Source organism: Salinisphaera sp. G21_0 (assembly GCF_017744115.1).
Lineage (GTDB): Bacteria > Pseudomonadota > Gammaproteobacteria > Pseudomonadales > Endozoicomonadaceae > Endozoicomonas.
Map to the genome: position 1 here is coordinate 83,473 of NZ_JAGHQW010000010.1, position 24,856 is coordinate 108,328.

At 51.6% G+C, this 24,856-nt stretch carries 21 protein-coding genes; 17 read left to right on the forward strand and 4 right to left on the reverse strand.

Annotated features, from left to right (window positions below; translation table 11 throughout):
* Positions 1-52: 52 nt before the first annotated feature.
* The 15 genes from J7439_RS06895 to J7439_RS06965 all read left to right on the forward strand — a co-directional run bounded on the left by J7439_RS06895 (position 53) and on the right by J7439_RS06965 (position 17,365).
* Positions 53-514, forward strand: coding sequence for a rhodanese-like domain-containing protein (locus tag J7439_RS06895; RefSeq protein WP_209201097.1), 462 nt, complete (start codon positions 53-55; stop codon positions 512-514).
* Positions 515-805: 291 nt separating this feature from the next.
* Positions 806-1,474 carry a cytochrome c biogenesis heme-transporting ATPase CcmA gene (ccmA, locus tag J7439_RS06900; protein ID WP_209201098.1) on the forward strand — a complete coding sequence of 223 codons (669 nt, stop codon included), beginning with the start codon at positions 806-808 and terminating at the stop codon, positions 1,472-1,474.
* 10 nt (positions 1,475-1,484) lie between these two features.
* The gene (gene ccmB / locus J7439_RS06905) at positions 1,485-2,159 is read left to right on the forward strand and encodes a heme exporter protein CcmB (RefSeq protein ID WP_209201125.1); all 675 of its coding nucleotides are present in this window, start codon (positions 1,485-1,487) and stop codon (positions 2,157-2,159) included.
* Positions 2,160-2,304: 145 nt separating this feature from the next.
* Positions 2,305-3,039, forward strand: coding sequence for a heme ABC transporter permease (locus J7439_RS06910; protein WP_209201099.1), 735 nt, complete (start codon positions 2,305-2,307; stop codon positions 3,037-3,039).
* Entirely contained in the window at positions 3,039-3,359 is a 321-nt protein-coding gene (ccmD, locus tag J7439_RS06915) for a heme exporter protein CcmD (RefSeq protein ID WP_286196511.1), read from the forward strand. Before J7439_RS06910 ends, ccmD begins: the two co-directional genes overlap by 1 nt.
* Positions 3,356-3,850 (forward strand): cytochrome c maturation protein CcmE, encoded by a 495-nt coding sequence (gene ccmE, locus J7439_RS06920; RefSeq protein WP_209201100.1) that lies wholly within the window; start codon positions 3,356-3,358, stop codon positions 3,848-3,850. Before ccmD ends, ccmE begins: the two co-directional genes overlap by 4 nt.
* Complete coding sequence (locus J7439_RS06925; RefSeq protein WP_209201101.1) at positions 3,840-5,852, forward strand: heme lyase CcmF/NrfE family subunit; 2,013 nt, start codon at positions 3,840-3,842, stop codon at positions 5,850-5,852. The genes ccmE and J7439_RS06925 overlap by 11 nt, the downstream gene beginning before the upstream one ends.
* Positions 5,849-6,427, forward strand: a complete 579-nt coding sequence (locus tag J7439_RS06930; RefSeq protein WP_209201102.1) for a DsbE family thiol:disulfide interchange protein — start codon at positions 5,849-5,851, stop codon at positions 6,425-6,427. Before J7439_RS06925 ends, J7439_RS06930 begins: the two co-directional genes overlap by 4 nt.
* A complete protein-coding gene (locus J7439_RS06935; RefSeq protein WP_286198241.1) occupies positions 6,424-6,966 on the forward strand; it encodes a cytochrome c-type biogenesis protein in 543 nt (180 codons plus the stop codon). Before J7439_RS06930 ends, J7439_RS06935 begins: the two co-directional genes overlap by 4 nt.
* Positions 6,966-8,141 carry a c-type cytochrome biogenesis protein CcmI gene (gene ccmI, locus J7439_RS06940; protein WP_209201103.1) on the forward strand — a complete coding sequence of 392 codons (1,176 nt, stop codon included), beginning with the start codon at positions 6,966-6,968 and terminating at the stop codon, positions 8,139-8,141. The genes J7439_RS06935 and ccmI overlap by 1 nt, the downstream gene beginning before the upstream one ends.
* A gap of 299 nt (positions 8,142-8,440) precedes the next feature.
* Positions 8,441-11,950, forward strand: coding sequence for a chromosome segregation protein SMC (gene smc, locus J7439_RS06945; RefSeq protein ID WP_209201104.1), 3,510 nt, complete (start codon positions 8,441-8,443; stop codon positions 11,948-11,950).
* A 256-nt stretch (positions 11,951-12,206) separates the two neighbouring features.
* Entirely contained in the window at positions 12,207-13,406 is a 1,200-nt protein-coding gene (zipA, locus tag J7439_RS06950; RefSeq protein ID WP_209201105.1) for a cell division protein ZipA, read from the forward strand.
* A 248-nt stretch (positions 13,407-13,654) separates the two neighbouring features.
* On the forward strand, positions 13,655-15,709 hold the full coding sequence (gene ligA, locus J7439_RS06955; protein WP_353623014.1) for an NAD-dependent DNA ligase LigA: 2,055 nt from the start codon (positions 13,655-13,657) through the stop codon (positions 15,707-15,709).
* Positions 15,710-15,851: 142 nt separating this feature from the next.
* A complete protein-coding gene (locus J7439_RS06960) occupies positions 15,852-16,433 on the forward strand; it encodes a transglycosylase SLT domain-containing protein (RefSeq protein ID WP_209201106.1) in 582 nt (193 codons plus the stop codon).
* Positions 16,434-16,750: 317 nt separating this feature from the next.
* Complete coding sequence (locus J7439_RS06965) at positions 16,751-17,365, forward strand: hypothetical protein (RefSeq protein WP_209201107.1); 615 nt, start codon at positions 16,751-16,753, stop codon at positions 17,363-17,365.
* Between the two features lie 186 nt (positions 17,366-17,551).
* Here the strand turns inward: J7439_RS06965 and J7439_RS06970 are convergent, their stop codons facing one another.
* The 3 genes from J7439_RS06970 to J7439_RS06980 form a co-directional block, all read right to left on the reverse strand.
* The gene (locus tag J7439_RS06970; protein ID WP_209201108.1) at positions 17,552-17,788 is read right to left on the reverse strand and encodes a YheU family protein; all 237 of its coding nucleotides are present in this window, start codon (positions 17,786-17,788) and stop codon (positions 17,552-17,554) included.
* Complete coding sequence (gene tsaA / locus J7439_RS06975; RefSeq protein WP_209201109.1) at positions 17,788-18,534, reverse strand: tRNA (N6-threonylcarbamoyladenosine(37)-N6)-methyltransferase TrmO; 747 nt, start codon at positions 18,532-18,534, stop codon at positions 17,788-17,790. The genes J7439_RS06970 and tsaA overlap by 1 nt, the downstream gene beginning before the upstream one ends.
* A 130-nt stretch (positions 18,535-18,664) precedes the next feature.
* Entirely contained in the window at positions 18,665-19,822 is a 1,158-nt protein-coding gene (locus J7439_RS06980) for a MalY/PatB family protein (RefSeq protein WP_209201110.1), read from the reverse strand.
* A 332-nt stretch (positions 19,823-20,154) separates the two neighbouring features.
* On the opposite strand from J7439_RS06980, the gene J7439_RS06985 reads away from it, so the two are divergent.
* Positions 20,155-21,543 (forward strand): glycosyltransferase family protein, encoded by a 1,389-nt coding sequence (locus tag J7439_RS06985; protein ID WP_209201111.1) that lies wholly within the window; start codon positions 20,155-20,157, stop codon positions 21,541-21,543.
* A gap of 91 nt (positions 21,544-21,634) precedes the next feature.
* Here the strand turns inward: J7439_RS06985 and mnmH are convergent, their stop codons facing one another.
* The gene (mnmH, locus tag J7439_RS06990) at positions 21,635-22,756 is read right to left on the reverse strand and encodes a tRNA 2-selenouridine(34) synthase MnmH (RefSeq protein ID WP_209201112.1); all 1,122 of its coding nucleotides are present in this window, start codon (positions 22,754-22,756) and stop codon (positions 21,635-21,637) included.
* 210 nt (positions 22,757-22,966) lie between these two features.
* Between mnmH and J7439_RS06995 the strand changes: the two genes are divergently transcribed.
* Positions 22,967-24,715 carry an ankyrin repeat domain-containing protein gene (locus J7439_RS06995; protein WP_353623012.1) on the forward strand — a complete coding sequence of 583 codons (1,749 nt, stop codon included), beginning with the start codon at positions 22,967-22,969 and terminating at the stop codon, positions 24,713-24,715.
* Positions 24,716-24,856 lie beyond the last annotated feature (141 nt).

Consider the following 24,856-nt stretch of genomic DNA (forward strand, 5'->3'; position numbering starts at 1 on the left):
TTAGCTCCATATACTTCTTTTATTAAGTTGTTTAATAACGGACCTGCATAATATGAAATGGACTTCTATCTCGACCGCCATTCTGTTGTCGGCACTCTCCTTTATTCTTCCGGCTCAGGAAGAAGCACCAGAAGAAATTAATGGTGTGATTACCATCAATACCCACCAGGCAAAACGCCTTCATGATATTGGCGCACTCTTTATCGATGTGCGTCCCTATCAACAGTGGCAATATGGACACGTAGACGGATCTCATAGCCTTGATCTAAGGGGTGGGTTTCGTCAGCTGCTGGTTCCGGGGGTTCTGGAAAAAGAGACTCCTATCGTGATCTATGGAAACAGCACATACCATATGAGAGGGGCTATTGGCAGTTATCTGGCCGCATTATGGGGTTATGAGCGCGTGTTCTTCCTCAGGGACGGTTATTATTCCTGGTTAGCCCTGGATTATCCGGTGACATTGAAGTCTGATGTCGTGGGTGAGTCCTACACCACAGGGGTTATGGCGCAGTAACCACGCCTTGATCCTTTCAAATACTTTCCTTCTGTACCCGTTTTCAAATGCCTTCTATCTTCACTTTCTCTAATGGGAGTGAGGATCGGTATGCCCTGAGACCCTCCCGGGCTTCTTCAATGCTTGCATTGAACAGTATTTACCCCCGCAGTCAGTAAAATTTCCTGATATAATCGCCAACCGACGCTATTTAGGGACATCTTGGAAAGCAGGGCCTTTCATTGCTCATGGCTGTGCTGCTTTGCGAATCAGGGTCTCGGCGATACACGCTTTTGGATTCAGGAGTTCGCTTTGCTTAATGTGGTTCAGTTGAGCTGTGAGCGGGACGACAGGCTGCTGTTCAGCAACTTGTCCTTTCAGCTTGGTAGTGGAGAAATACTCCAGATTGAGGGGCGAAACGGTGCTGGTAAAACATCGCTGCTTCGCATCATTGCTGGCTTTTCATCCAGTTTGAGTGGCGATATTTTCTGGAACGACCAGCCGTTATCGACAGTGTATGCTGATTTTCGTCTTGACTGTTTTTTTCTTGGCCATAAACCAGGGCTGAAACTGGATTTGACACCTCTTGAAAACCTTGTCTGGCGAGCCAGGCTGTCCAATACCATCATCAATAGGGAAGTATTGCTCGCTGCCCTTGATCGGGTCCAGCTTGCCGGTTATGAAGATATTCCCTGTAGCCATCTATCCGCCGGGCAGTTAAGGCGGGTGGCGTTTGCCGGGTTGATTGCCAGCCCGGCACGGCTCTGGATTCTCGATGAGCCATTCACTGCGATTGATATTGAAGGCGTCTCCTGGCTGGAGAGACTCTTTGATGAGCACACTCATCAGGGAGGTATGGTGCTGGTTACCAGCCATCAACCATTAAATGATCGCCAGGGAAAACTGCGCAAGTTGAATGTGGAGCACTTTGGCGAAGAAAGGAGTGTTGATGGTGAGAGGGGGCAAGATGTCCAGGGTTGACCAGCCATCCATGCGGGGTTTCTCTGCCTGCCTGGCCCTTATTCGCCGGGACCTGACGCTCACGTTCCGGTCACCTGGTCAGGCGATTAATCCCATGGCGTTCTTTCTGATGGTGGCTACTTTATTTCCCCTTGGGATTGCACCGGATCGGGAGGTGTTGTCAGAACTGGCGGCTGGTGTTATCTGGATTGGTGCTCTATTAGCTGTTTTGCTGTCGCTGGACTCATTGTTTAAAAGCGACCAGGACGATGGGGCTTTGGACCAATTACTGATGTCGCCACACCCCCTGCCCTTACTGGTATTGGCCAAGGTGTTCAGTCACTGGTTAACCAGTGGTTTTTGTTTAACACTAATGGCACCATTACTGGCCATTATGTTACATCTGCCATCAGAAGCTTTTTCCCCTCTTATGATGACGCTGTTACTGGGAACACCAGTACTCAGTCTGGCAGGATCCATCGGTGCTGCATTAACGGTAAAAGTCCAACGCGGCGGCGTGTTGCTGACCCTGCTTTCGTTACCGCTTTACATACCGGTACTGATTTTTGCCACAGGGGCCGTTAATGCTGCAATGCAAAACATGCCGTATACCGGCCATATTCTCTGGTTGTCTGTGTTCCTGATACTTGGGGTATGTCTGGCACCGCTGGCGATTGCCGGGGCATTAAGGGTGATTAATGAGTAATGAATATGTTTGATACGGTAAAGAGACTTGTCTTTATTCAGGCAATTTCTTGAAAAGTGAAGAGATTTCCAGCACTCTCTGCCTGCAGAGAATCCCTGCAAAATTAGGTCGCATTGGTGGCGGCCTCAGTAAGTAGAACAAGAGTATGAACTGGACGTTTTTTCATAAGTTGGGTTCTCCCAAGTGGTTTTATGATATCAGTGGTAAGTGGTTGCCCTGGCTTCAGGTGTCCTCCCTGGTGCTGATATTGGTGGCGCTTGTCTGGGGGCTGGCGTTTACCCCTCCGGATTACCTGCAGGGCAACAGTTACCGCATCATCTTTATTCATGTACCTGCTTCGTTCCTTGCCCAGTCGATATATATGATGATGGCAACAGCCGCTGCTGTGACCCTGATCTGGCGAATCAAACTGGCGGATATGGCGCTGAAAGTCATGGCACCTGTCGGGGCTTCCTTCTGCATACTCTCTCTGGTTACCGGAGCCATCTGGGGGCAACCGACCTGGGGGACCTGGTGGGTATGGGATGCACGTCTGACCTCCATGCTTATTCTGCTCTTTCTCTATATCGGTATTATTGCCCTGCGCGGTGCCATCCACACCACAGAGGCTGCCGCAAAAGCCTGCGCCATTCTCAGCCTGGTGGGGGTGGTCAACATCCCGATCATCAAGTTTTCGGTGGACTGGTGGAATACCCTTCATCAGGGTGCCACATTGAAACTGACTGAAAAACCTTCCATGGCCCCGGAAATGCTATGGCCCCTGTTATTGGCCATTCTCGGATTTTATCTGTTTTTTACGATGGTCATGGTGCTTCGTCTACGTATAGAAATTATCAGTCGTGAAAGAAAGACCCGCTGGGTTAAAGAGCTGGTGAGTTGATGTCTATGTATTTTGACAGTTGGAGCGGTTTTCTGGTCATGGAGGGGCACGGTCTCTATGTCTGGAGTGCCTACACGATGGCTTTGGCCGTGATTGCTTACAATCTGATTGCACCGTTTATGGCAAGGCGGCGGATACTCGCACAGATAACTGCACAAGTGAGAAGACAGGAGCGATTGGTTCAAAGAAACGTGATCGTGAATGAGGTCAGAGGTGATAACAACGAGAATCGCTCTGCCAACCCTGAAAACACACAACTAAAACATCGCCCCAGGCGACAGGAAGAAGGCTCTGAGTCTGTAGAGAGGAGTGCTCAATGAATGCAGTTCGCAAACAGAGATTAATACTCGTATTACTGCTGCTGGCAGGCGTTGGGGTGGCAGTGGCTCTGATGTTGTTTGCGCTGCGCGAGAACATTAATCACTACTTTTCACCCGCTCAGATGGCTGCCGGTGAAGCTCCGGTAGGTCAGCGGATGCGCGGTGGTGGCCTGGTTGTTCCGGGTTCCGTTGAGCGTGATACCAAAAGCCTGAAGGTCAGTTTTCGCATCACGGATGGCGGCGGAGAAGTGACGGTGCACTACGAAGGTATTCTGCCCGACCTGTTTGTTGAAGGCTCTGGAGTTGTTGCCCTGGGAACGCTCGGTGATGACGGTATTTTTGCCGCCACGGAGGTCCTGGCCAAGCATGATGAAAACTATATGCCGCCGGAAGTGCAGAAAGCCATTGATGAGGCTCATCCGGGTTACACGAAGCCGACGGTTCAAACCACTGCTCAAAGTGAGCTGAGGAGTCTGCAAGATGGTAGCTGAAGCTGGGCTGCTGGCTCTGATTATTGCCTTGTGCCTGAGTCTTTTACTCAGCATTTTTCCGCTGGTGGGTAGTTACACCGGTAATCTCCGGTTGATGAATCAGGCTCGCTCCCTGTCCTGGGGACTGTTTGCGTTTGTTGGCTTTTCGTTCTTGTGTCTGGTCTGGGCATTTATTACCGACGACTTTTCGGTGGATTACGTCGCCAGACATTCAAACAGCCTGTTGCCTGTACAGTATAAGGTCAGTGCCACCTGGGGAGGACACGAAGGGTCGCTGCTGATGTGGGTGTTGATTCTGGTTGGCTGGATGGCGATGGTGGCTGTCAAGAGTGACCGCCTGCCCCCTGAGTTGTCCGCCCGGGTGCTCTCGGTCATGGGGATGATTACCGTTGGCTTTTTGCTGTTTACTCTTCTGACATCCAACCCGTTTAACCGGATTCTGCCTTTCCCACCAGAAGATGGGGCCGATCTTAACCCTCTTTTGCAGGACTTTGGCCTTATCGTTCACCCTCCCATGCTGTACATGGGTTACGTGGGTTTTGCCGTTGCCTTTGCCTTTGCCATTGCTGCTCTGCTGGGTGGCCAGCTTGACACCGCCTGGGCCCGATGGGCAAGGCCATGGACAACCGTAGCCTGGGTGTTCCTGACCCTGGGGATTTCACTGGGAAGCTGGTGGGCCTACTACGAGCTTGGCTGGGGTGGCTGGTGGTTCTGGGATCCGGTGGAAAATGCCTCTCTGATGCCCTGGCTGGTGGGAACGGCATTGATGCACTCCCTGGCAGTGACAGAAAAACGCGGTCTGTTCAAGAGCTGGACGTTACTGCTGGCCATTTTTACCTTCTCATTAAGTCTGCTGGGCACGTTCCTGGTTCGCTCCGGCGTGCTCACCTCGGTCCACGCCTTTGCCAATGATCCGGAGCGAGGCGTTTTTATCCTCTTTTATCTGATGATTGTCGTCGGTGCATCACTGACGCTGTTTGCCCTCAGGGCACCTGAGGTACGCAGTCGTATCAGTTTTTCCATGGCATCCAGGGAAACGCTGCTGCTGGTCAATAATATTTTGCTGACCGCCAGTGCCGCGACCGTGCTGCTTGGAACATTATTCCCGCTGCTGCTGGAATCCCTCGATATGGGCATGATTTCGGTAGGGCCTCCTTACTTCAATTTTGTCTTTGTGCCAATGGCCATGTTGCTGGCGTTTGCCCTGGGGTTCGGGGTTCTGCTCAACTGGAAGAACGGTTCGGTCAAATGGTTGGTCAGCCAGACTCGATGGATTTTTCTGATATCCATTCTGGGTGGTTTAGGGTTCAGCCTGTTCTACGGTGACGCTTTGGCAAAGAATTTTCTGATCAGTGAAGTGCTGGCCATGGCCCTGGTGCTGTGGATCGTACTCACCATGGTCCGGGATATTCTGAATAAAACCCGAAATACCCGGGCAAAAGCCGGGCTGGTTGATGCGCTAAAACGGTTGAAACCAGCGTATTACGGAATGCATCTGGCGCATCTGGGGCTGGCAGTCACCATTGTTGGTGTCGCCATCACCAGTGGCTACAGCAGCCAGCGTGATTTGCGCATGGCTCCCGGTGAACGGGTAACCCTTGGTGCGTATCAGTTCCGTTTTGATGGTGTCAGTTTGCAGCCCGGCCCTAACTACACATCCAACTATGGGTTTGTCACTGTCTACAAAAATGGTCGTCAAATAGCGGTATTGCATCCCGAGAAGCGAGTCTATACCGCACAGCAAATGCCTATGACCGAGGCTTCTATTGACCCGGGGTTAACCCGTGATATTTACGTTGCCCTGGGTGAACCATTGGGTGATGACGGCAGCTGGGCACTGCGACTGCATATCAAGCCCTTTGTCCGCTGGATCTGGCTGGGTTCCCTGTTTATGGGACTGGGTGGTGTGCTGGCGATCTCAGACCGGCGCTACAGAATGAAAGTTCGTCAGAAAGTGAATGCATTGAGACCACTGGGTAATGAGGGAGTAGCCAGCGCATGAAGCGACGATTGCAACTGTTTTTACCACTGGCAATCTTTCTCGGGCTTTGCCTGATGTTTTATGTGGCGCTGTTCCGGGAAAACCCGGGCGAGCTGCCATCTGCCCTGCTGGATCAGCCTTTGCCAACATTCGAGCTGCCAACGGTGAAAAATCCAGACAGAAAAGTGACCAGAGAGAACCTGCTGGGTGAAGTCGCCCTGATCAATGTCTGGGCTACCTGGTGTCCTGCCTGTCGTGTCGAGCATCCCTATCTGGTGGACCTGGCCAATAAAGGCGTACCCATTTACGGTGTGAACTACAAGGATGACCAGCCTGAAGCCAGAAAGTGGTTGAAGACGCTGCACGACCCTTATCGTTTCAGCATCAATGATAACAGTGGTTCGCTGGGCATTGATCTGGGAGTTTACGGGGCACCGGAAACCTATTTGATCGATCATCAGGGCGTTATCCGTTATAAGCATGTCGGCATTGTTGATGCCAATGTCTGGAAGAATGATCTTGAACCCAGATTCAGGCACTTGCAAAAACAAGTGCTCCAGGCCCACGCAAATAACCGTGAAGGGGAGGCCAAATGATAAAGCGCATAACCTCCCGATTGATCATTGTGCTGTCGACCGTACTGTTTATGGGCACGGCTTATGGTGTGATCGACTCCTATGAGTTTTCGACACCGGAACAGGAGCAGCGTTTTTTCGAGCTGACCAACGAGCTGCGTTGCCCAAAGTGTCAAAACCAGTCCATAGGCGATTCTAATGCGCCCATTGCCCAGGATCTTCGGCGGGAAGTGCACCGGCTGTTAAATGAAGGCGCAGATAACCAGACAGTTATCGATTTTATGCTGGCCCGCTACGGAGACTTTGTACTTTACAAACCCCGTATTGCCGGTGTGAATCTTGTGCTCTGGCTTGGGCCTTTGCTCCTGCTGTTGGCAGGTTTGACAGTGCTTATTGTGGTAGTTCGCAAGCATAAGGCAACTGCTTCGGAATCGGCACCAGCGGCTCCCGATCAACATAACGCAGATAAAGAGTTACTGGACAAAAAGCTGAACAGATTTCTGACAGACTATTTGAGCACACACTCATCAAAAGATAATAAAACGGATGGTAAAGAGTAATGATGGAGTTCTGGTTGATAGCCGCATTGCTGATTGCCATTGCCGTGCTGGTTTCGGTCTGGCCATTGATAAAGCCAGTCGTTTCAGCACCCGGTGAGGATGAGTCTGAAGAGTCTGCAAACGTTGCCAGTTTCCGTGACCAGATGGCAGATCTGGACTGGCAGCTGCAACAGGGGCTGGTGTCAGCGGGAGAAGCGGAAAGGTTGAAACTGGAGTTAAGGCAGAAACTGGCTGATGAGTTGGGTGATGGGCAGCCAGCAAGCCCATACTCTCTGTTGAAGAAGCCGGGGTTTGCCCTGCTGATCGCACTGATTGTACCTGTGTCCACCGTACTCCTCTATTTTAAGCTGGGTGCCACCACTGAGATTGCTGTGGTCAACGCCATGAACAATGGCAACCTCAATGGCGAGCAGGTGGAAACGGTACTTAAAGAGTGGGTGGCCAAGCGGCCGGAGAATAATCAGGCGCTGTTCATGCTGGGCAGCCATTACCTGAGAACAGGCAAGCTGGATGAAGCAGTTAAAACCTACCGGCACCTTGCCAGTATCAGTAATGGCCATCCCCAGGTAACTGCGGAACTGGCGCAGGTGCTGTTTTTAAGCAGTAACAATGTGGTCACACCTGAAATTCGCGAACTCTATCTGCAGACACTGCTGAAAGATAGCCAGAATACCACGGCATTGGGATTGAAGGGGATTGATGCCTTTACCAGGGGTAACTATCAGGACGCCATTGCCGCCTGGCAGCTGGCGTTGACCCATGAAGTGGATCCCGCAGCCCGACAGTCATTGAGTGCGGGTATTAATCAGGCTCGTTCAATGCTCGGTGATACCGTGGTTGCCCTTCGGGTCATGATCGATCTGGCCCCTGAGCTGGGTGAGCTGCCAGATGATGCGCGGGTAGTGGTCTTTGCCCGGCCAGCCGGTGATGCCAAACAGCCTCCGCTGGTGGCTGTGCCACTGAGTGTTGGAGATCTTCCCAGGGAAGTTTTGCTTGATGATAACAGTGCCATGATGATGGGCGGACAGCTACTGTCATCCATTGAGAGTCTTGATATCACCGCACGGATCAGCCTCACCGGCAATGTAATGTCTCCTGATTATCAGGTGCAGGCAAAAGGAGTGAAAACCACGGCAACTGAGCCAGTCAGGTTGACATTTACGCCAGCGGGTTAAGCGTTTGAACTAAAGAACCGCAAAACAGTCTGAAACTATCAGAAATACTGGAAGTCGCCTTTTTCATTTCGGAAAAGGCGACTTTTCTATTTACTGTGGTAATGTGTAAGATCTGCTTTGAAAGAAATAATCTTTCAAACAAACGATTCGCTATGACAAGGAACCGGAGCCCATGCAACATGCTATGAATGGTGGTTTTACCGGAGCATAAAGCCCCATAGCGTGAACTATTGGTCAGTATTCAGGCTCATACATCCTATACCGAGCCGGGCCCCGACAGTGAAGAGCTAAAGGAAACGATGCGTTTAAAATCCATCAAACTGGCCGGATTCAAATCGTTTGTGGATCCCACAACGGTTCACTTTCCCTCCAATATGTGTGGGGTGGTAGGCCCCAACGGTTGTGGCAAGTCGAATATTATTGATGCGGTTCGCTGGGTAATGGGGGAATCGTCCGCCAAGCATTTGCGTGGCGAGTCCATGACCGACGTTATCTTTAAAGGCTCCAACAGCCGCAAGCCTGCCAATCAGGCGTCTGTGGAGCTGATCTTTGATAATAACGAAGGGCGGGTTACCGGAGAGTTTGCCGCTTACCGGGAAATCTCGGTCAAGCGAACGGTTAACTCCGATGCCAAGAACACCTATTTTCTCAACGGCAGTAAGTGTCGCCGTAAAGATATTATGGATATCTTCCTGGGCACCGGTCTTGGACCCAGAAGTTATGCCATTATCAGTCAGGGCATTATCTCCAATCTGATTGAATCCAAACCGGAAGAGCTTCGGGTATTTATTGAAGAAGCGGCCGGTATCTCCCGCTACAAGGAGCGCCGTCGCGAGACGGAAAACCGTATCCGCCGAACCAATGAAAACCTGGAACGGCTGACCGATCTGCGAGAAGAGCTGGGGCGTCAGCTTGGCCACCTGCAACGACAGGCTCAGGCGGCGGAAAAGTACAAAGAGTACAAAGCCGAGGAACGGCTGAAAAAGGCCCAGCTGCAGGCATTGAAATGGCAGACCATTAATACCGGAGCCCAGTCCCAGGAACAGGCCATCCGTGAGTTCGAGGTTCAGCTGGAAGCGGCAATCAGCCAACAGCGTTCAGCGGATGCCGCCATGGAAGATGATCGCGTCCAGCAGATGGAGGTGAGCGATCGTTTTCATGAAGCGCAATCCAGCTATTACGGCACAGGTAATGAAGTCACCCGTATTGAGCAGACTCTGCAGCACCGGGAAGAGCGCGCCAGAGAATTGAGTCGCGACCTTGAACAGGTGGAGCACAGCTGGGAAGAGGCCCGTGAACAGCTGGCGGATGATCAGCAACAGCTGGAGTCTTTCCAGGAAGAACTGAGCGAGCTGGAGCCGGAGCTGGCCATGCTGCAGGATCAGGAGGCGGACTCTGGTGATGTCCTGACCCGGGCAGAAGAAGCCATGCAGCGCTGGCAGCAGGAGTGGGATAATTTCAATCAGCGATCCCATGAACCAAAGCGAACCGCTGAAGTTGAGCAGTCCCGCATCAATCATGCCGAGCAGGTGATGGGGCGTTTGCAGGAGCGGGAAGGTCGCCTGAAAGAAGAGTCCGCCGCGCTTGGGGGGGCTGAAGACCAGGAAGAGATGACACTCCTTTCGGAAAAGCTGACCGAGCTGGAGTTGACCGCAGAAACCGTTGAACTGCGTATTGAAGAGTGTGTTGAAGCGGTTGAGCAACAGCGTGATCAGGTGCAGAACCTGACGGCTGAGCTGGAAAGCAACCGGGATGAACTCAGCATGGTGCGAGGGCGTCATGCCTCTCTGGAGGCTTTGCACCAGGCATCACTGCATCAGGATACGGGCACCATTGAGTGGCTTGAGCAATACCAGCTCAATAACCACACTCGTCTGATGGATAAGCTTCAGGTCGATGCGGGCTGGGAACGTTCGGTTGAAACCGTACTGGGCGATAGCCTCCAGGCCGTGTGCCTGGATAGCCTTGATCCGGTGGCTGACGCACTGGGTGCGTTAGAGCAGGGATCCCTGGTACTGCTGGAGGCTGGTTCAGGCCAGCAACACGCGCCTTCGTTAAGTGAGTTGCCACTGCTGGCAGACAAAGTGATCAGCGGTCAGGAAGCTCTGCCCCTATTGGCTGGAATCTATGCCGCAGATTCACTGGAAACGGCGCTTTCCCTGCGCGCAAAACTCCAGGCTGGCGAATCGATCATTACACCAGATGGTATTTGGCTCTCTTCCGGCTGGTTGCGGGTTAACCGGGGTGTTGATAATAATGCCGGTGTTCTGGAGCGCCAGAAAGAAATGGACGCTCTGGGTGACAAGCTCACGACTCTGGAAGAAAGCAGCCTGCTATTGAAAGAACAGCTGGAAGGCGCAAGGGCAAAGCTCGAACAGCATGAGACTCAAAGAGAACAGCTGCAAAAGCAACTGTCCGAACTCAACCGGAACCAGGGTGAGGTGCGGGCAGATCTTGGTGCCCGAAAGGTCCGGTTAGAACAGTTTTCCGAGCGCCGTCGACGGCTTGAACAGGAGCTGCAGGAAGTCAGGGAGCAGTATGGGTTGGAGCAGGAAGTGATTGGCGAGTCCCGCATGCGCCTGCAGGAAGCACTGGATCATATGGAAGAAGACATTGGTCGCCGGGAAGCGATGCAGGAGCAACGGGAGAAACTTCAGGCCCGTCTCGAAGAAGTACGTCATCAGGCCCGTTTTGATCAAGAGCGGGCCCATCAACTGGCCCTTCGCCAGCAATCCATCAATACCCAGATAGGCTCTCTGAAAGCAGCCATTGAGCGTTTGAGTCAGCAGTCTACCAAGCTCCGGGAGCGACGGGAGTTTCTCCGGGAGTCCATGTCTGAATCCAACTCACCAGAGGGGGATCTGCGGGAGCAACTGGAAGAAATGCTGGCCAGACGTCTTGAGCAGGAAGAGACGATGCAGCAGGCCCGGATGGCGCTTGAAGAAGTGGAGCAGCGGATTCGTGCTGGCGAGAAGGTTCGCCACAGTGCTGAGCAGCAGGCACAGAAAATACGCGAACAGTTGGAAAAGCTGAGGATGGACTGGCAAGGGATGCAGGTTCGTCGAACGACACTGGCTGAACAGCTGAAAGAAGATCAGTTTGATCTGGCAACGGTACTTGAGAACCTTCCGGATGATGCATCTGAACAGCAGTGGGAGCAGGAACTGGAACGGATCGCCGCACGCATTGAGCGTCTGGGGGCCATTAACCTGGCGGCTATTGAGGAGTACGAAACCCAGTCAGAGCGCAAGCAGTATCTGGATGCCCAGAACGATGACCTGGTGTCAGCCCTGAATACCCTGGAGAATGCTATTCGCAAGATCGACAAGGAGACCCGTCAACGGTTCAAGATGACGTTCGATAAGGTCAATGCCGGTCTCCAGGAGTTGTTCCCCCGGGTATTCGGCGGTGGTCAGGCCTATCTGGCCTTAACCGGAGAAGACCTGCTGGATACCGGAGTGGCTATAATGGCTCAGCCGCCGGGCAAGAAAAACAGTACGATCCACCTGCTTTCCGGTGGTGAAAAGGCGCTGACGGCTATTGCCCTGGTATTTGCCATCTTCCAGTTGAATCCGTCACCCTTCTGTATGCTGGATGAGGTGGACGCCCCTCTGGACGATGCCAACGTTGGGCGGTATGCCAAAATGGTCTCTGAGATGAGTGATAAAGTGCAGTTTGTGTACATCACTCACAACAAAATCGCCATGCAGGCCGCCAGTCAGCTGGTGGGTGTCACCATGCACGAGCCGGGTGTATCCAGACCGGTGTCGGTGGATATTGAGCAGGCGGCGGCGATGGCTGAGTTGTAACTATCCGGTATGCTTAAGAGTTGGATAAATAAGCTATGACATTGACAATACGCAGTTTATAAAGCACGTAAAGTAAACGTTCATGGCTTAATTTGTTATTTTTTTATTGTAATATTGCAACGTTGGTCGATTGCAGAAGTAATTAATGCAGATGTGATAAATGACGGTGGTCTATTTTTCATTGTCATCAAGTGTTATCACAGGGAAGCAGACTGCAATTCGGGCGTTGTTTCAAGGTCTACAGGGCAGCAAGGACATGAGTTTGCGAGATTGGCTGATACTCATAGGAATACTGGTAATCATCGGCGTGTTGGCCGACGGTTATCGCAGGATGCGATTGGCCAGAAAAAGGTCATCGGAAATCAGCTTTGGTCTGGAGGAAGTCAAAGGCTATGACGATGATTTTTCCAGTGAACTGCCCAATGGCGGTGCCCGGCCCAGTGCGCATAAAGAAAGCACTCTGAAAGAGAGCTTTCTGAAAGAAGGGTTTACCAAAAAAGAGTCTGCCAGACCCCGTGTTGAACCCGGGTTTTCGGGGGGGGACTATTTCGATGACTATCCAGAAGAGGGTATCGAAGAACCGCCCGTGTACCCTGAATCCTTGAGACAGCGCCATCGTCACCCTGAAGAGGCTGAACGACATGCAGAGCAAAGCGACGCAGGGGAAAAAGCGAGAGTTCAAAGAGCGCTTGATCTGGATGAGCCTGTTCCGGTGCTGATGAATCTGGATGAGTCACAGCAACCCTCAAGAAGTAAACGTCTGTCGTCTTCTGAGGATCATTTGCAGTCTGGCGGCTTTTCAAGGGCAGCAGGCGCTGACCGATCCGTTCGCTCCCGTGAAACGTCCAGATTGGATGCTGGGCCGGAAGAGTTTGTTGGTCAGCCACGAGCGGCAACCAGTCAGGGCAAGGCACCGATTCAGGAACGTGACGTTTCGGCCAGAGAGAGCTCCAACCCACAGAAAGAACTCAACCTGGGGGGGCGTGAGAAGGCAGAGAAGTTACAAGAGCGCCCGCCCGCCAGTGAAGTGATTGTGATCAATGTGCTGGCCAAAGGCGGTGGTGTTTTTGCCGGTGACCAGCTGATGCAGTCCATGCTGGCATCCGGCATGCGCTTTGGTGATATGTCGATCTTCCATCGATATACCAATGCCGATGATACCGGAAAAATTCTGTTCAGCATGGCCAACGGCGTAAAGCCGGGTACCTTTACCATTGATAATCTGGAAGCCACCGAGACACCGGCTTTGAGTCTGTTTATGAGTCTGCCGGGGCCGGAAAAACCCATGCAGGCCTTTGCCCTGATGGAAGAGACGGCCCGTCGTCTTGCCCTTGATCTGGGCGGTGAGCTGAAAGATGAACAGTTCAGCGTGATGACTCAGCAGACCCTTGAACACTGTCGTCAGCGTATTCGTGAATATGAGCGCAAGCAGCTGGCGAAACAGCCGGTGCATTGATATTCCTGCTGGCCTAGGAGGCTGTCCGGGAATAGACTGCCCTACTGCGGTGGCAGCAAATTGGTCTAAAAATTCCGTTTTGTTCGGCAAATAGCCCCGCTATTCACCTCACAAAACGGAATTTTTATCCTCAATTTTCTGCCATCCTCGCTACGGGCGCTATTCTCGGACAGCCTCCTAGCCATTGCTATCTAATGTTTTCTTCAGCGGGTTCTCAGGCAGAGAACCCGCTGGCCTTTGATAATTCCATGAGCATGACTTCTTCAGATACTCCACCGGTTCCTTCCCCTGAGCTTGCAGAACAAGAGATACTTCAGCTGCGTCAGCAGATCGGCGAGCACAACCATCGTTACTATGTCCTGGATGAGCCTGAAATTCCCGACAGTGAATACGATAAGCTGTTTATCCGCCTGAAATCTCTTGAAGCTAAATACCCACAGCTGATAACCGAAGATTCTCCCACCCGGCGAGTTGGCGGTGCTCCTTTGAAAGCGTTTGGTCAGGTTCGCCATGAACTGGCCATGCTCTCCCTGGATAACGCTTTTGATGCAGAAGATCAGGCAGACTTTAATCGCCGGGTTAAAGAGCGGCTGGGCACCACTGAAGACATTGAATACGCCTGTGAACCCAAGCTGGATGGTATCGCTGTCAGCCTGTTATACGAAGATGGTCTTCTGGTCAGGGCGGCTACCCGTGGCGATGGCACTACCGGGGAAGATATTACCCAGAACATTCGTACTATTGAATCAATCCCACTCAAGTTGATGGGCGATGGCTGGCCTCGACGCCTTGAAGTCCGGGGCGAAGTGTATATGCCAAAGGCTGGCTTTGAACAGTTAAACCGGCGAGCCAGTGCCAAAGGTGAGAAGACCTTTGTTAACCCGAGAAATGCGGCGGCTGGCAGTTTACGCCAGCTGGATTCACGGATAACGGCTAAACGACCATTGACGATCTATTGCTACAGTGTTGGCGTTGTCGATGGCGGAGTACTGCCTGACACCCACGGTGAGATACTTGCCTGTCTGAAACAATGGGGTTTGCGGGTCAGCCCCGAATTGCAGGTCGTCAAAGGTGTCCAGGCCTGTGAAGACTACTATCAAGCCATGGCTGAGAAACGTCAGGGGCTGCCTTACGAAATTGACGGTATTGTTTATAAAGTGAATGCCATTGCCCGGCAACAGGCTCTGGGGTTTGTTGCCCGGGCACCGCGCTGGGCCGTCGCCCGCAAATTTCCGGCACAGGAAGCGATCACGACTCTTAAGGATGTGGAGTTTCAGGTTGGCAGAACCGGTGCTATCACTCCAGTTGCCCGTTTGCAGCCGGTGTTTGTTGGTGGGGTAACAGTCAGTAATGCGACCCTGCACAATATGGATGAAATTGCACGGCTGGATATCAAAATAGGCGACAGTGTCGTTATCCTCCGGGCGGGCGATGTTATTCCCAAGGTGAACCGGGTTATCCACTCCATGCGTCCTGATGATGTTCGGGATATTACCTTTCCGGATCGCTGTCCGGTATGTGACTCTGAACTGGAACGTGAAGAAGCCATCTTGCGCTGCTCTGGCGGACTGTTCTGCTCAGCCCAGCGCAAAGAGGCTATCAAGCACTTTGCTTCTCGCAAGGCAATGGATATTGATGGTCTTGGGGATAAACTGGTTGAGCAGCTGGTCGATCGTCAATTGATCGCAACGGTGGCAGACCTGTTCAGTCTCAATGCCCGGGAGGTTTCCGGCCTTGAACGTATGGGGAAAAAGTCAGCCGAGAACTTGATTAATGCGCTTGATCAGTCCAGAAAAACGACGCTTCCCCGTTTTATCTACTCACTGGGCATTCGCGAAGTGGGTGAGGCAACCGCACAGGGGCTGGCAGGTCACTACCGTGATTTGCATAAATTGATGGCCGCTTCGGTGGAAGACTTGCAAACCGTGGATGATGTTGGCCCTGTGGTAGCTGGTCATATTGAGAAGTTTTTCCGTCAGGAACACAACCGCGAAGTGATTGATGCACTTCTGGCGAAAGGTGTTGCATGGGAAACGGAATCCGCTGTTATCGAACAGGGAGATCAACCGCTTGTTGGCGAAACCTGGGTGTTAACCGGGACGTTAAACACAATGACCCGTGACGAAGGTAAGGCCATCCTGCAAAAACTGGGTGCCAAGGTGACCGGATCTGTCTCGGCAAAAACATCAGCCTTACTGGCCGGTGACAAGGCCGGCTCAAAACTGGCCAAGGCAGAGAAGCTGGGAGTGCGTGTCGTCACTGAGGATGACTTTATGCAGATGAGGCAGGCCTGGGGCGTGTAGTGTCTGCGGCAAATTGATTCGAGCTGAACCACAGAGGTTGTAAACACTCCGGGAAATCTGGACGGATGAAGCAAGCTAAAGGTTATCTTTTCTCAGTGCTCCTGGTGATCTCTGTGGTTAAACATTGGAGGATGGCGACTGAATGTCAAACCTGAGTCGAAAGCTGTTTATTTTGATCCTGTCTGCCGTGCTGGCAGGCTGTGCCAGTAAGGCACCACCCGAGAAACCCCACAACCTTTGCAGTGTCTTCAAGGAAAAACGCGGCTGGTACAAAGACGCAAAAAAAGCCAACCAGCGCTGGGGTACCCCCATCCAGATCATGATGGCCATTATGTATCAGGAATCATCTTACCGGCACGATGCCCAGCCGCCACGGCCATGGTTCCTTTTCATTCCATTACCCCGTAACTCTTCTGCTTATGGCTACCCGCAGGCACAGGATGGCACCTGGGAGCAATATGTCAGCGAAGCCGGAGGTTTCTTCCCCAGCCGCGAAGACTTCGGTGATGCTATTGACTTTATTGGCTGGTATACCCACAAGTCACGCAAGCTGAATGGTACTTCACTGTGGGCCGCCGATCAGCAGTACCTGAATTACCATGAAGGCTGGAACGGTTACCGCAAGGGAAACCATAAGAAAAAGAAATGGTTGTTGAGCACTGCCAGCACAGTAAAACGCAGGGCCAGTAACTATGGTGAGCAGTTGCGTCGCTGTAACCTGTAGTGGATATAGAGGGGTTCTCTCTATCAATGAAGCCCAAACTCCGTTCGTCCTGAGCGGAGATTATACACCTCAAACTCAATGAAATGGTGTGCCAGGCTTTGGCATCCTGCGTCACCCTATCTTCCACATGCATGTGGTCGTGCGCGAGATTCGGGGTAGTTTATGAAATATCCCGGCTGACGTTAACTGATCATTGGTCAGGGTATTGAATTGTCCGCTCACCGTGGGTTGATTGATATATTGAATTAAAGCTTTGGAACCTTTCAAGCTTTATTGTGTCTGTTCAAGAGAACAGGTATTCAATAAAGGCAGTACTTATGATTCCTTCTTCCTTACCAACCTCTTCGACACCGGATCTACCGGAAATTCCCCAAGAGACCAATGCTGGTACCCCTGAAAATGTTGGCACCGCTAAAACCGTTGGCCTTGATAATCCAGAGAATCATGGTGCTGCGGCTAAACCGTTAGTAGCATATTCCATTGAGTCTTCTGATGATGAGTCTGAAGGTGATGGTAATGGTATTCTAAAGCTGGAAGCTGGTGATTATGAACGGGTTACCATAAACAAGAATGTTCAAGCTGTAGACATGAATGGTAGTTTATGCCTTATTCATGTTCCTGATAATGCCAAGATTTATATAGCCTGGCATATGGAACCCGGAGATTTGACCTTTTTAGCGAGCCCCAATCCGCAAGCCATGGCTATGGCTATGAAGTTTTTTCCAGAAGTAATTCGTGCTGCTGAAGCTCATACTGACTATTGGAAGAACGAAGTGCAGAAATATCCTGGAACCACCTATTTATGTGGTCCTGTTGCTGATGAGTTGGCGCAGAATTTTTTTAATGTTGATCCAGCTAATGTCGTCAGAACTGAAAAAGGCCCCGTCTCAGTTACATTTGACATTGCTACTCGAAGCTTTCATACAAATTAGCACGGCTGACATAGCCAGCCATGAGGTTTTGCAGACAGATAGGCGTCGTTGACAAAGGGTAGAACACACGCTGTATCAAGTAAACGACAACGTTTCACATATTGCCCGCCCGGGTAACTTTGTCTGGGGAATCCTGTCCAGAAGAGTGGTTCGGTTTTTCTGGAAAGCCTTCTGGAAAAAGGATGATCAGACGTCCTGCTCGCTGAGGATTTGCCTGGCAACGTCCTTGTGCAGAATATTCGGTGTCTGGCTTTCCTGATCAAATACGATCACCATGTCGCCGGATTTCAACCGGGATAATACCTGCGCCACTCGCTTTGCAAGGGCGTCGTCATAGCCATTATCCGTCCCTTCACGGCTGACAAACTCTTCGACCAGGCTTTTAAGCGTCTCGGGCTCAATCATTTCGTAGGGAATAATCATTACCCATTACCTTCCACTGTTTTCACGTCAAGAGGTTCCAGCTCTTTAACCAGAAAGTGCTGGTTGGTGTACTCCCAGACCACATTCAGGTCCCATAGTGCGGTGCCATGGCGTCGTCCGGAGGATTCCCTCAGGTAGGCGGGTCTCGGGTCCTGGCCAAGTACCTGTTCGATCAGTAGAATCAGCTGCCTGCCGGTTCGCTGTTGATAACGCAGGCATTGGTTCATGGCCTGATCGGTGAACTTCACTTCCGCCATAGCCATTGGCAGGGGAGCAAAGCCACCCTTGGCATCAGGCAGGGCGTCGGCATAGGGCAGGTAGGGTTTGATATCAATAACGGGAGTACCATCAAGAAGGTCCACCGCCCCCAGCTTCAAGGTCAGCTTGCCATTGCCGGACTCAATGCTGTGCAGCTCAACCACCGACATACCCACAGGGTTTGGCCGGTGTGTGGAACGGGTAGCAAATACCCCCATACGCTGTCGACCTCCCAGTCTTGGTGGGCGAATGGTTGGACGCCAGCCCTCATCCATGGTTTTGTGGAAGATAAAATGTACCCAGATATGTGAAAACCCATCCAGACCTCGTACCAGGTTTTCCTGGTTGTAAGGGGGGAAAAGCTCCAGTGTGGCTTCAGCGGCGGTGACAATGCCGGGCTGACGGGGGATTCCAAATTTCTGGCGGTAGCAGGAATGGATAACACCTATCTGTGCAAACTGAAATGAGTGGTTGGTGATCTCTTTCACGGTGAGTCTGACAAGTTGTTGGGCAGGATATAATGGCCGCAGGTGCTGTTATAAGCAATTAGGTTTTGTGACCACAGAGGCACAGAGTTCGGGAATAAATCATTTCTTTGTGTCTCTGTGGTGAAAGTCTTTAAGCTATTGACTGCATTTGTGCAACGGCCCTGGCTATTCGTGCCACGCCTTCTTCCAGAACAGACCGGCTGCAACCAAAGTTAAGCCTCAGGTAATTTTCATTGCCAAATTGCTTTCCGGGGGACAGGCCAACACCGGCCTGTGCAAAGAACTGATGAGGATCTTCCAGTCCCAGTCCGCTGACATCAATCCAGGCCAGATAGGTTGCCTGCAGTGGTTCCATGGCAAGGCCGGGAATGTTATTGATGGCTTCCAGCAGGTAGTCGTGGTTACCACGAAGATAATCCAGCAATGACTGACGCCAGGGTTCACCATGACGGTAGGCCGCTTTTGCAGCAGTGTAGCCAATCAGGGCGCTGTCCACTGACGGCACAATACCGGTGCGAACCTGGTTGAACTGATGGCGTAACTGATGATTGGGAATAATCGCGAATGCACAGCCGAAACCGGCCAGATTGAAGGTTTTCGACGGTGACATAAGAGTCACTGAGTTGTCTCTGGCAAATTCGCTGATGGCAGCATAAGGAATATGTTCAGCATGGCGATCAAGAATCAGGTCGCAATGCACTTCATCGGAGCAGACCACAAGGCCATGTTTTTTACAGAGTTGCTCAAGCTTCTCCAGTTCTGCCCGGGTAAATACCCGACCATTCGGGTTTTGCGGGTTGCAGAGCATCAGTAATTTGCAGGCGGGTGTGATTTTCTGCTCCAGGCTGTCGAGATCCAGCAGCCATTGGCCGTTTTGCTTAATCCATTCCACACCGATTAGCTCACGTCCGGCCAGTTTAGGTGCCATAAGAAAGGGATAATAGACAGGAACGGGGGAAATTACGCCTTCGTTTTTGTCGGCATAGGCACGAACACAGACATTAAGGGCAGAAACCAGGCCCGGCATCCAGACAATCCATTCTGGCTCAATATCCCAGTGGTAGAGATGGCGACAGCGCTCAACGACAAGTTGTTCCAGTTCACTGTCTGGCTCGGTGTAACCAAAAACCCCATGGTCGATACGCTGGTGCAGTGCTTCAATGATTTCAGGCGCTGACTGGAAATCCATATCCGCTACCCACATAGGGAGAACGTCAGGGCCGAAGCGTTCCCATTTAAGGCTGGAGGTGTTGGTTCGATCCACCACTTTATCGAAATCGATGTTCATTGCGCTATCCAGTGTTTGTTTTCCAGTGTTTATTTTCTGGGTATTTTATCAATATTCAGTTTTTTAATTGGCTTTTGGAATAAATTTGGAACAAACGCCTATAACTTTTGTCTACTACTTAGTCATATAAAAAATAACATAGTAGAGTCAGGATGATATCAAGCTTTATTTCCAGCCATTTTCCGCCAGTGATGCCATTTTGTGAAAAACAAGCCACCAGTGGAATAGCTGTACCAAACAATTTTGCTCAGCAGCGTTTATCAGCATTGTCGCAGGATCGGATTGGATTCTGGTCAGGTCATTCTCAGATTGGCTCCCGGCAATGCGCCAATATGACTGAGTTTATCCATACCTATATCCACCCACCTGGCCAGCATGCTGATGGGACTCCGATGTCGGATCAGGAGCGGTTGGAAGAGAGAGAGTTCAACTCTCTGGTGGATTCCATGACCGGCGTGAGTGCTTGCAAACACGCCACAATCGCTGAAAGAAGCGTGAAGCCTTTCAGGCTGAATGGCCTTACCTCAATGTTGGTTGGGCTTGTGTATATTCTTTCCGGTACGGGCACAGCAGCATTGCCTATTCAAAGAGGGGTCGATAACTGCAGGTTGACTGACGACCCCCGGGAAATAGCCTTCTGTCAGCAAGCAAGGTTTGAAAGAGAGAAACCGGAAGACATTACCTGTTCATATGCCGATGATTGTCCCGTGAGGCGTTATCCTGATGCATCATTTACGGTTAAATCTACCCATTCAGTCTGTCAGGCCATTACCAATCGACACCCAATGATCCATGAATTTGAACGGATCAATGAATCCTTTCGTGATCAGCTCTCACCAACTATCAACTTAACCCGTCAGGAGAAGATCATTCGATCCTACCGGTCAATGAGCTTTGATCGTAACAACCGGCAGGGCTCAAACGTTGCCCTTATTCTATCCGGTGGAACCCGGGCGACCGCCCAGCTGACCAAAGAAAATCACGCCGCTTACGCCAGGCTTCGCGGTATCAATTACCGGTTTGTATATCCATTTGAATTCCGGGAAGAGCTGGGCACAAAACAGTTGTACTGGATGAAAGTATTCGCTCTTAAAAACGCCCTGGAGTGTGAAGAGGTACCTGCCGGTCAATGGGTCGTATGGCTTGATGATGATATTGTCATCAACGACTTTGCCGGTATTTCCGGAATGCTCGACCGGTATATCGAAGATTTTGGGAACGCTGATTTACTAGTTGCCGGAGATAACCGCTGGGTCTTGTTGAATACCGGGATAATATTGGTGAAAAAGACCGAGAAAGCACGGTCATTTTTGCATATGTGGTCGTTATACAGTAATGATTTGACTACTGGCTATAAACCACAAAAAGATACCTTGCACGAGCAGTATGTATTGAAATACCTGATTGAACGTGCCCCGTTTGGTTCCTATTTTTCCACAATCAACAAAGACCTTAACCTGATCAAGATAGTTCCGAACAGGGTCAGGACTGAGGGACTTAATCTCAATACCTACAAAAGGGAAACATTTGTCAAGCAACAGCCCTGGTACGATCAGAGTCTGCAAATTCAGGGCTGTGATGAAGAACAAGAACAGGGCTATGAGGATGGTGACGGTTTTATTCATCTTGGCACGAAGCTATTTCGAACCCGGCTCATTATGGAAACATTACAACAGCCTATCGATAGTTATCAGCGTCTTAAAGAGACATCTCAGCAATAGTGGTTTTTCAGATGCCCTGCATATGGATAAGGACATTTCAGGCAAGGCACTGTATTTAAAAGAGCCTTGCCGCTGCCAATGACGCCCTGAATCAGTTTATCAATGATGTGTTGTAGTAACTTTCAATAGCCTTACGATCTCCCCGAAAAATCACTTTACCTTCCTTCTGCCCCAGCTGATAGTCATACATGGGGTCGTAATAATTGCTGAGCAGATCACTGATCAGAGGGCTGTAGCCTTCTATTCCCCCGCCAGATTTATGTTGCGCGATGGCGTTTTCCAGAATATTGGTTAACTGCTGATAGCGTTCTCCACCCAGTCGGCGGCGAATACGGTAAAGGCTACCAGAGAGGCCTTCGGCGAATTGCTCAAAACCCTGTGGTTCACCATAAGCGGCAATAAACTCGGCAAGATTGTCGGTTACATACTCCTTAAGACCAATCCTGACCCGCTCTTCCATGGTCTCTTCGAGCAGAATTAACGGGGATTGCTGCATTTTGTCCCGCATCGTCTGGGGCAGGCTGCAACGGCCAATCAGTTTACTTTCATCTTCCAGCAGTACCGGCATTCCGGGGTGCCTGTGACGGTGTTTCAGCAGCGCGATGGACAGGCGATTTTCGAAATCGATCTGGCCTGGCTGTCCACCATATCGGCGGCCAAAGCTGGAGCCTCTGTGGTTGGCGAGGCCTTCCAGGTCAATGCTGTAAGGCAGTTGTTGAATAAGCCAGGTTTTGCCGGTACCGGTTTTGCCACTGAGGATAATGAATGGGATTTCATCAATGGAGCGTTCCAGTTCATCGATCAGAAAACGTCTCAGGGCTTTATAGCCACCTTTGATTAATGGATAAGGGTAGCCAGATTCCTTCAGCCACTGCTGGGTAATATGAGAGCGTTGTCCGCCACGAAAGCAGAACAGGTACCCTTTTGGCTGTTGCCTGATAAGTGATTGCCAGGCTTCGAGTCGCTGAGCCCGAATATCATCAGTAGCCAGTCTGTAGCCCAGGGTAACAGCCGCCTCAGGTCCTTCTTCTTTGTAACAGGTACCAATCAGTTCCCGTTGGTGATCATCCAGAATGGGGATATTGATCGCCAGAGGGAAACTGCCCTTGGCGAACTCCACCGGGGCACGAACATCCATCAACGGAATGTCCTGAAGAAAAATAGACAGGAAGTCTTCAGTGTTGGCTCTTTCTTGATTTTTGGATGTGGTCATTGAGGGCTGCTGTGGCTGATCAAAGCTGCATAGTTTCGTATCCGTAGCAGTGATTTGGCAAGTCTGAATAGGTGCAGGAGTAACCGTAACTACCCCTACTGCCCATCAATAATGCCAATCTCATAATATCCGGCCCAGTCGGGGAAAAAAGAGACAAAAACGGTTGAACATCTATAATTTCCTTTTTGTATCTTATCGAGTTGCCAGTTGATGGATTCTATCAGAAGTTGTTTTTCTACCTGTCGGATAACCGCTCAAAATGCCTCCTTATCGGGATCGGGCACTGCGCTTTCCATTTCCAGTGCTGATGATGACGATAGATCAAATCCAAATGGTGAGGCTCCGATACTGGCTGCCTGTCGCGGCAAAAATCTTCCCTGGGTACAAGAGTTGCTGGAGAACGATCCGGCTCTGGTGAACAGATCATTCCTGTCGAAAGTTGCTGGTCCTGCCTGGCATGTGTATCCGCTCTTCATCGCTGCCCAGTACGGGCATCTCGACGTCGCGAAATGCCTGATTAAGGCTATCAGCGTGGCCCTGGAAACTCTGCCAGAGGCGGACAAGTCTGCGGCCGCCGGGCGGTTCCTGTCGGCCGCTTGCAAGGATGGATCAACTGCCCTCTTTATCGCTGCCCAGAACGGGCATCCTGATTTCGCGAAATGCCTGATCGAGGCTCTCAACGAGGCCGTGGAAAACCTGCCGGAGGCGGACAAGGTTACGGCGGTCAGGGCGTTCCTGTCGGCTGCTTGCAAAGGCGGAGCGACCCCCCTCTTCATCGCTGCCCGGTACGGGCATCTCGGCGTGGTGAAATGCCTGATCGAGGCTCTCAACGAGGCCGTGAAAACCCTGCCGGAGGAGGACAAGTCCACGGCCGTCAGGGCGTTTCTGTTGACCGCTTGCAAGGACGGAGCGACCCCCCTCTTCATCGCCGCCCAGAAAGGGCATCTCGGTGTGGTGAAATACCTGATCGAGGCTCTCAACGAGGCCGTGAAAACCCTGCCGGAGGCGGACAAGGTCACGGCGGTCAGGGCGTTCCTGTTGACTGCTTGCAAAAACGGGGCAACCGCCCTCTACATCGCCGCCCAGAACGGGCATCCCGGCGTGGCGAAATACCTGATCGAGGCTCTCAACGAGGCCGTGAAAACCCTGCCGGAGGAGGACAAGTTCACGGCCGTCAGCACGTTCCTGTCGACCGCTTGCAGGGATGGAGCGCTCCCCCTCTTCATCGCCGCCCAGAAAGGGCATCTCGGCGTGGTGAAATGCCTGGTCGAGGCTCTCAACGAGGCCGTGAAAACCCTGCCGGAGGCGGACAAGCCCACGGCCCTCAGTGCGTTCCTGTCGACCACTTACGGGGTCGAAGAGACCGCCTTCTTCATCGCTGCCCAGAAAGGGCATCTCGAGGTCGTGAAATACCTGATCGGAGCTTTCAGCGAGGTCGTGAAAAACCTGCCGGAGGCGGACAAGTCCACGGCCGTCAGGTCGTTCCTGTCGGCCGCTTGCAAAGGCGGAGAGACCGCCCTCTACATCGCTGCCCAGAACGGGCATCTCGGCGTGGTGAAGTACCTGGTCGGAGCTTTCAGCGAGGTCGTGAAAACCCTGCCGGAGGCGGATAAGTCCACGGCCGTCAGGCAGTTCCTGTCGGCCGCTTGCAAGGACGGAGCGACCGCGCCTTTCATCGCTGCCCAGAACGGGCACGGCGCGGTTCTGAATTTTTTGCTTGAACAAGGCGCGGACCCGGAACAGAAATGGACTATTTGCTTTCTCGGGAAATACCGGGTCTTTCAATGGTTCTTCACCAGGTCGCCTTTGGAAGCTGCAGGCAAGAGCGGCCATTTAGTGACGAAACGCCGCCTGGAATGCATCCTTCAAGAAAGAAGGATGGCCGTCAAACGACCAGAAATAATGGTGATGGAAGAGGCTGTCTCCTTAATGCCGGGCACTGGGGAAACGGCGCTTTGACATCCTCCCACAACTAAAGTTGTGGGATTCCTTCTACAAGACGGCGATGCCCCGTCGCGACATACTTCTAACATACTCTTGTCGGCCTGTTTGCTGAGTGAATCCTGCAATTTTTCCCGTATCTTGCGGTCTCTCCGGATA

Coding starts and splice junctions, on each gene's coding strand:
- J7439_RS06895 (WP_209201097.1), top strand. CDS start 53: ATGAAATGGACTTCTATCTCGACCGCCATTCTGTTGTCGGCACTCTCC.
- ccmB (WP_209201125.1), top strand. CDS start 1,485: ATGCGGGGTTTCTCTGCCTGCCTGGCCCTTATTCGCCGGGACCTGACG.
- J7439_RS06910 (WP_209201099.1), top strand. CDS start 2,305: ATGAACTGGACGTTTTTTCATAAGTTGGGTTCTCCCAAGTGGTTTTAT.
- ccmD (WP_286196511.1), top strand. CDS start 3,039: ATGTCTATGTATTTTGACAGTTGGAGCGGTTTTCTGGTCATGGAGGGG.
- ccmE (WP_209201100.1), top strand. CDS start 3,356: ATGAATGCAGTTCGCAAACAGAGATTAATACTCGTATTACTGCTGCTG.
- J7439_RS06925 (WP_209201101.1), top strand. CDS start 3,840: ATGGTAGCTGAAGCTGGGCTGCTGGCTCTGATTATTGCCTTGTGCCTG.
- J7439_RS06930 (WP_209201102.1), top strand. CDS start 5,849: ATGAAGCGACGATTGCAACTGTTTTTACCACTGGCAATCTTTCTCGGG.
- J7439_RS06935 (WP_286198241.1), top strand. CDS start 6,424: ATGATAAAGCGCATAACCTCCCGATTGATCATTGTGCTGTCGACCGTA.
- ccmI (WP_209201103.1), top strand. CDS start 6,966: ATGATGGAGTTCTGGTTGATAGCCGCATTGCTGATTGCCATTGCCGTG.
- smc (WP_209201104.1), top strand. CDS start 8,441: ATGCGTTTAAAATCCATCAAACTGGCCGGATTCAAATCGTTTGTGGAT.
- zipA (WP_209201105.1), top strand. CDS start 12,207: ATGAGTTTGCGAGATTGGCTGATACTCATAGGAATACTGGTAATCATC.
- ligA (WP_353623014.1), top strand. CDS start 13,655: ATGAGCATGACTTCTTCAGATACTCCACCGGTTCCTTCCCCTGAGCTT.
- J7439_RS06960 (WP_209201106.1), top strand. CDS start 15,852: ATGTCAAACCTGAGTCGAAAGCTGTTTATTTTGATCCTGTCTGCCGTG.
- J7439_RS06965 (WP_209201107.1), top strand. CDS start 16,751: ATGATTCCTTCTTCCTTACCAACCTCTTCGACACCGGATCTACCGGAA.
- J7439_RS06970 (WP_209201108.1), bottom strand. CDS start 17,788: ATGATTATTCCCTACGAAATGATTGAGCCCGAGACGCTTAAAAGCCTG.
- J7439_RS06980 (WP_209201110.1), bottom strand. CDS start 19,822: ATGAACATCGATTTCGATAAAGTGGTGGATCGAACCAACACCTCCAGC.
- J7439_RS06985 (WP_209201111.1), top strand. CDS start 20,155: ATGACTGAGTTTATCCATACCTATATCCACCCACCTGGCCAGCATGCT.
- mnmH (WP_209201112.1), bottom strand. CDS start 22,756: ATGACCACATCCAAAAATCAAGAAAGAGCCAACACTGAAGACTTCCTG.
- J7439_RS06995 (WP_353623012.1), top strand. CDS start 22,967: ATGGATTCTATCAGAAGTTGTTTTTCTACCTGTCGGATAACCGCTCAA.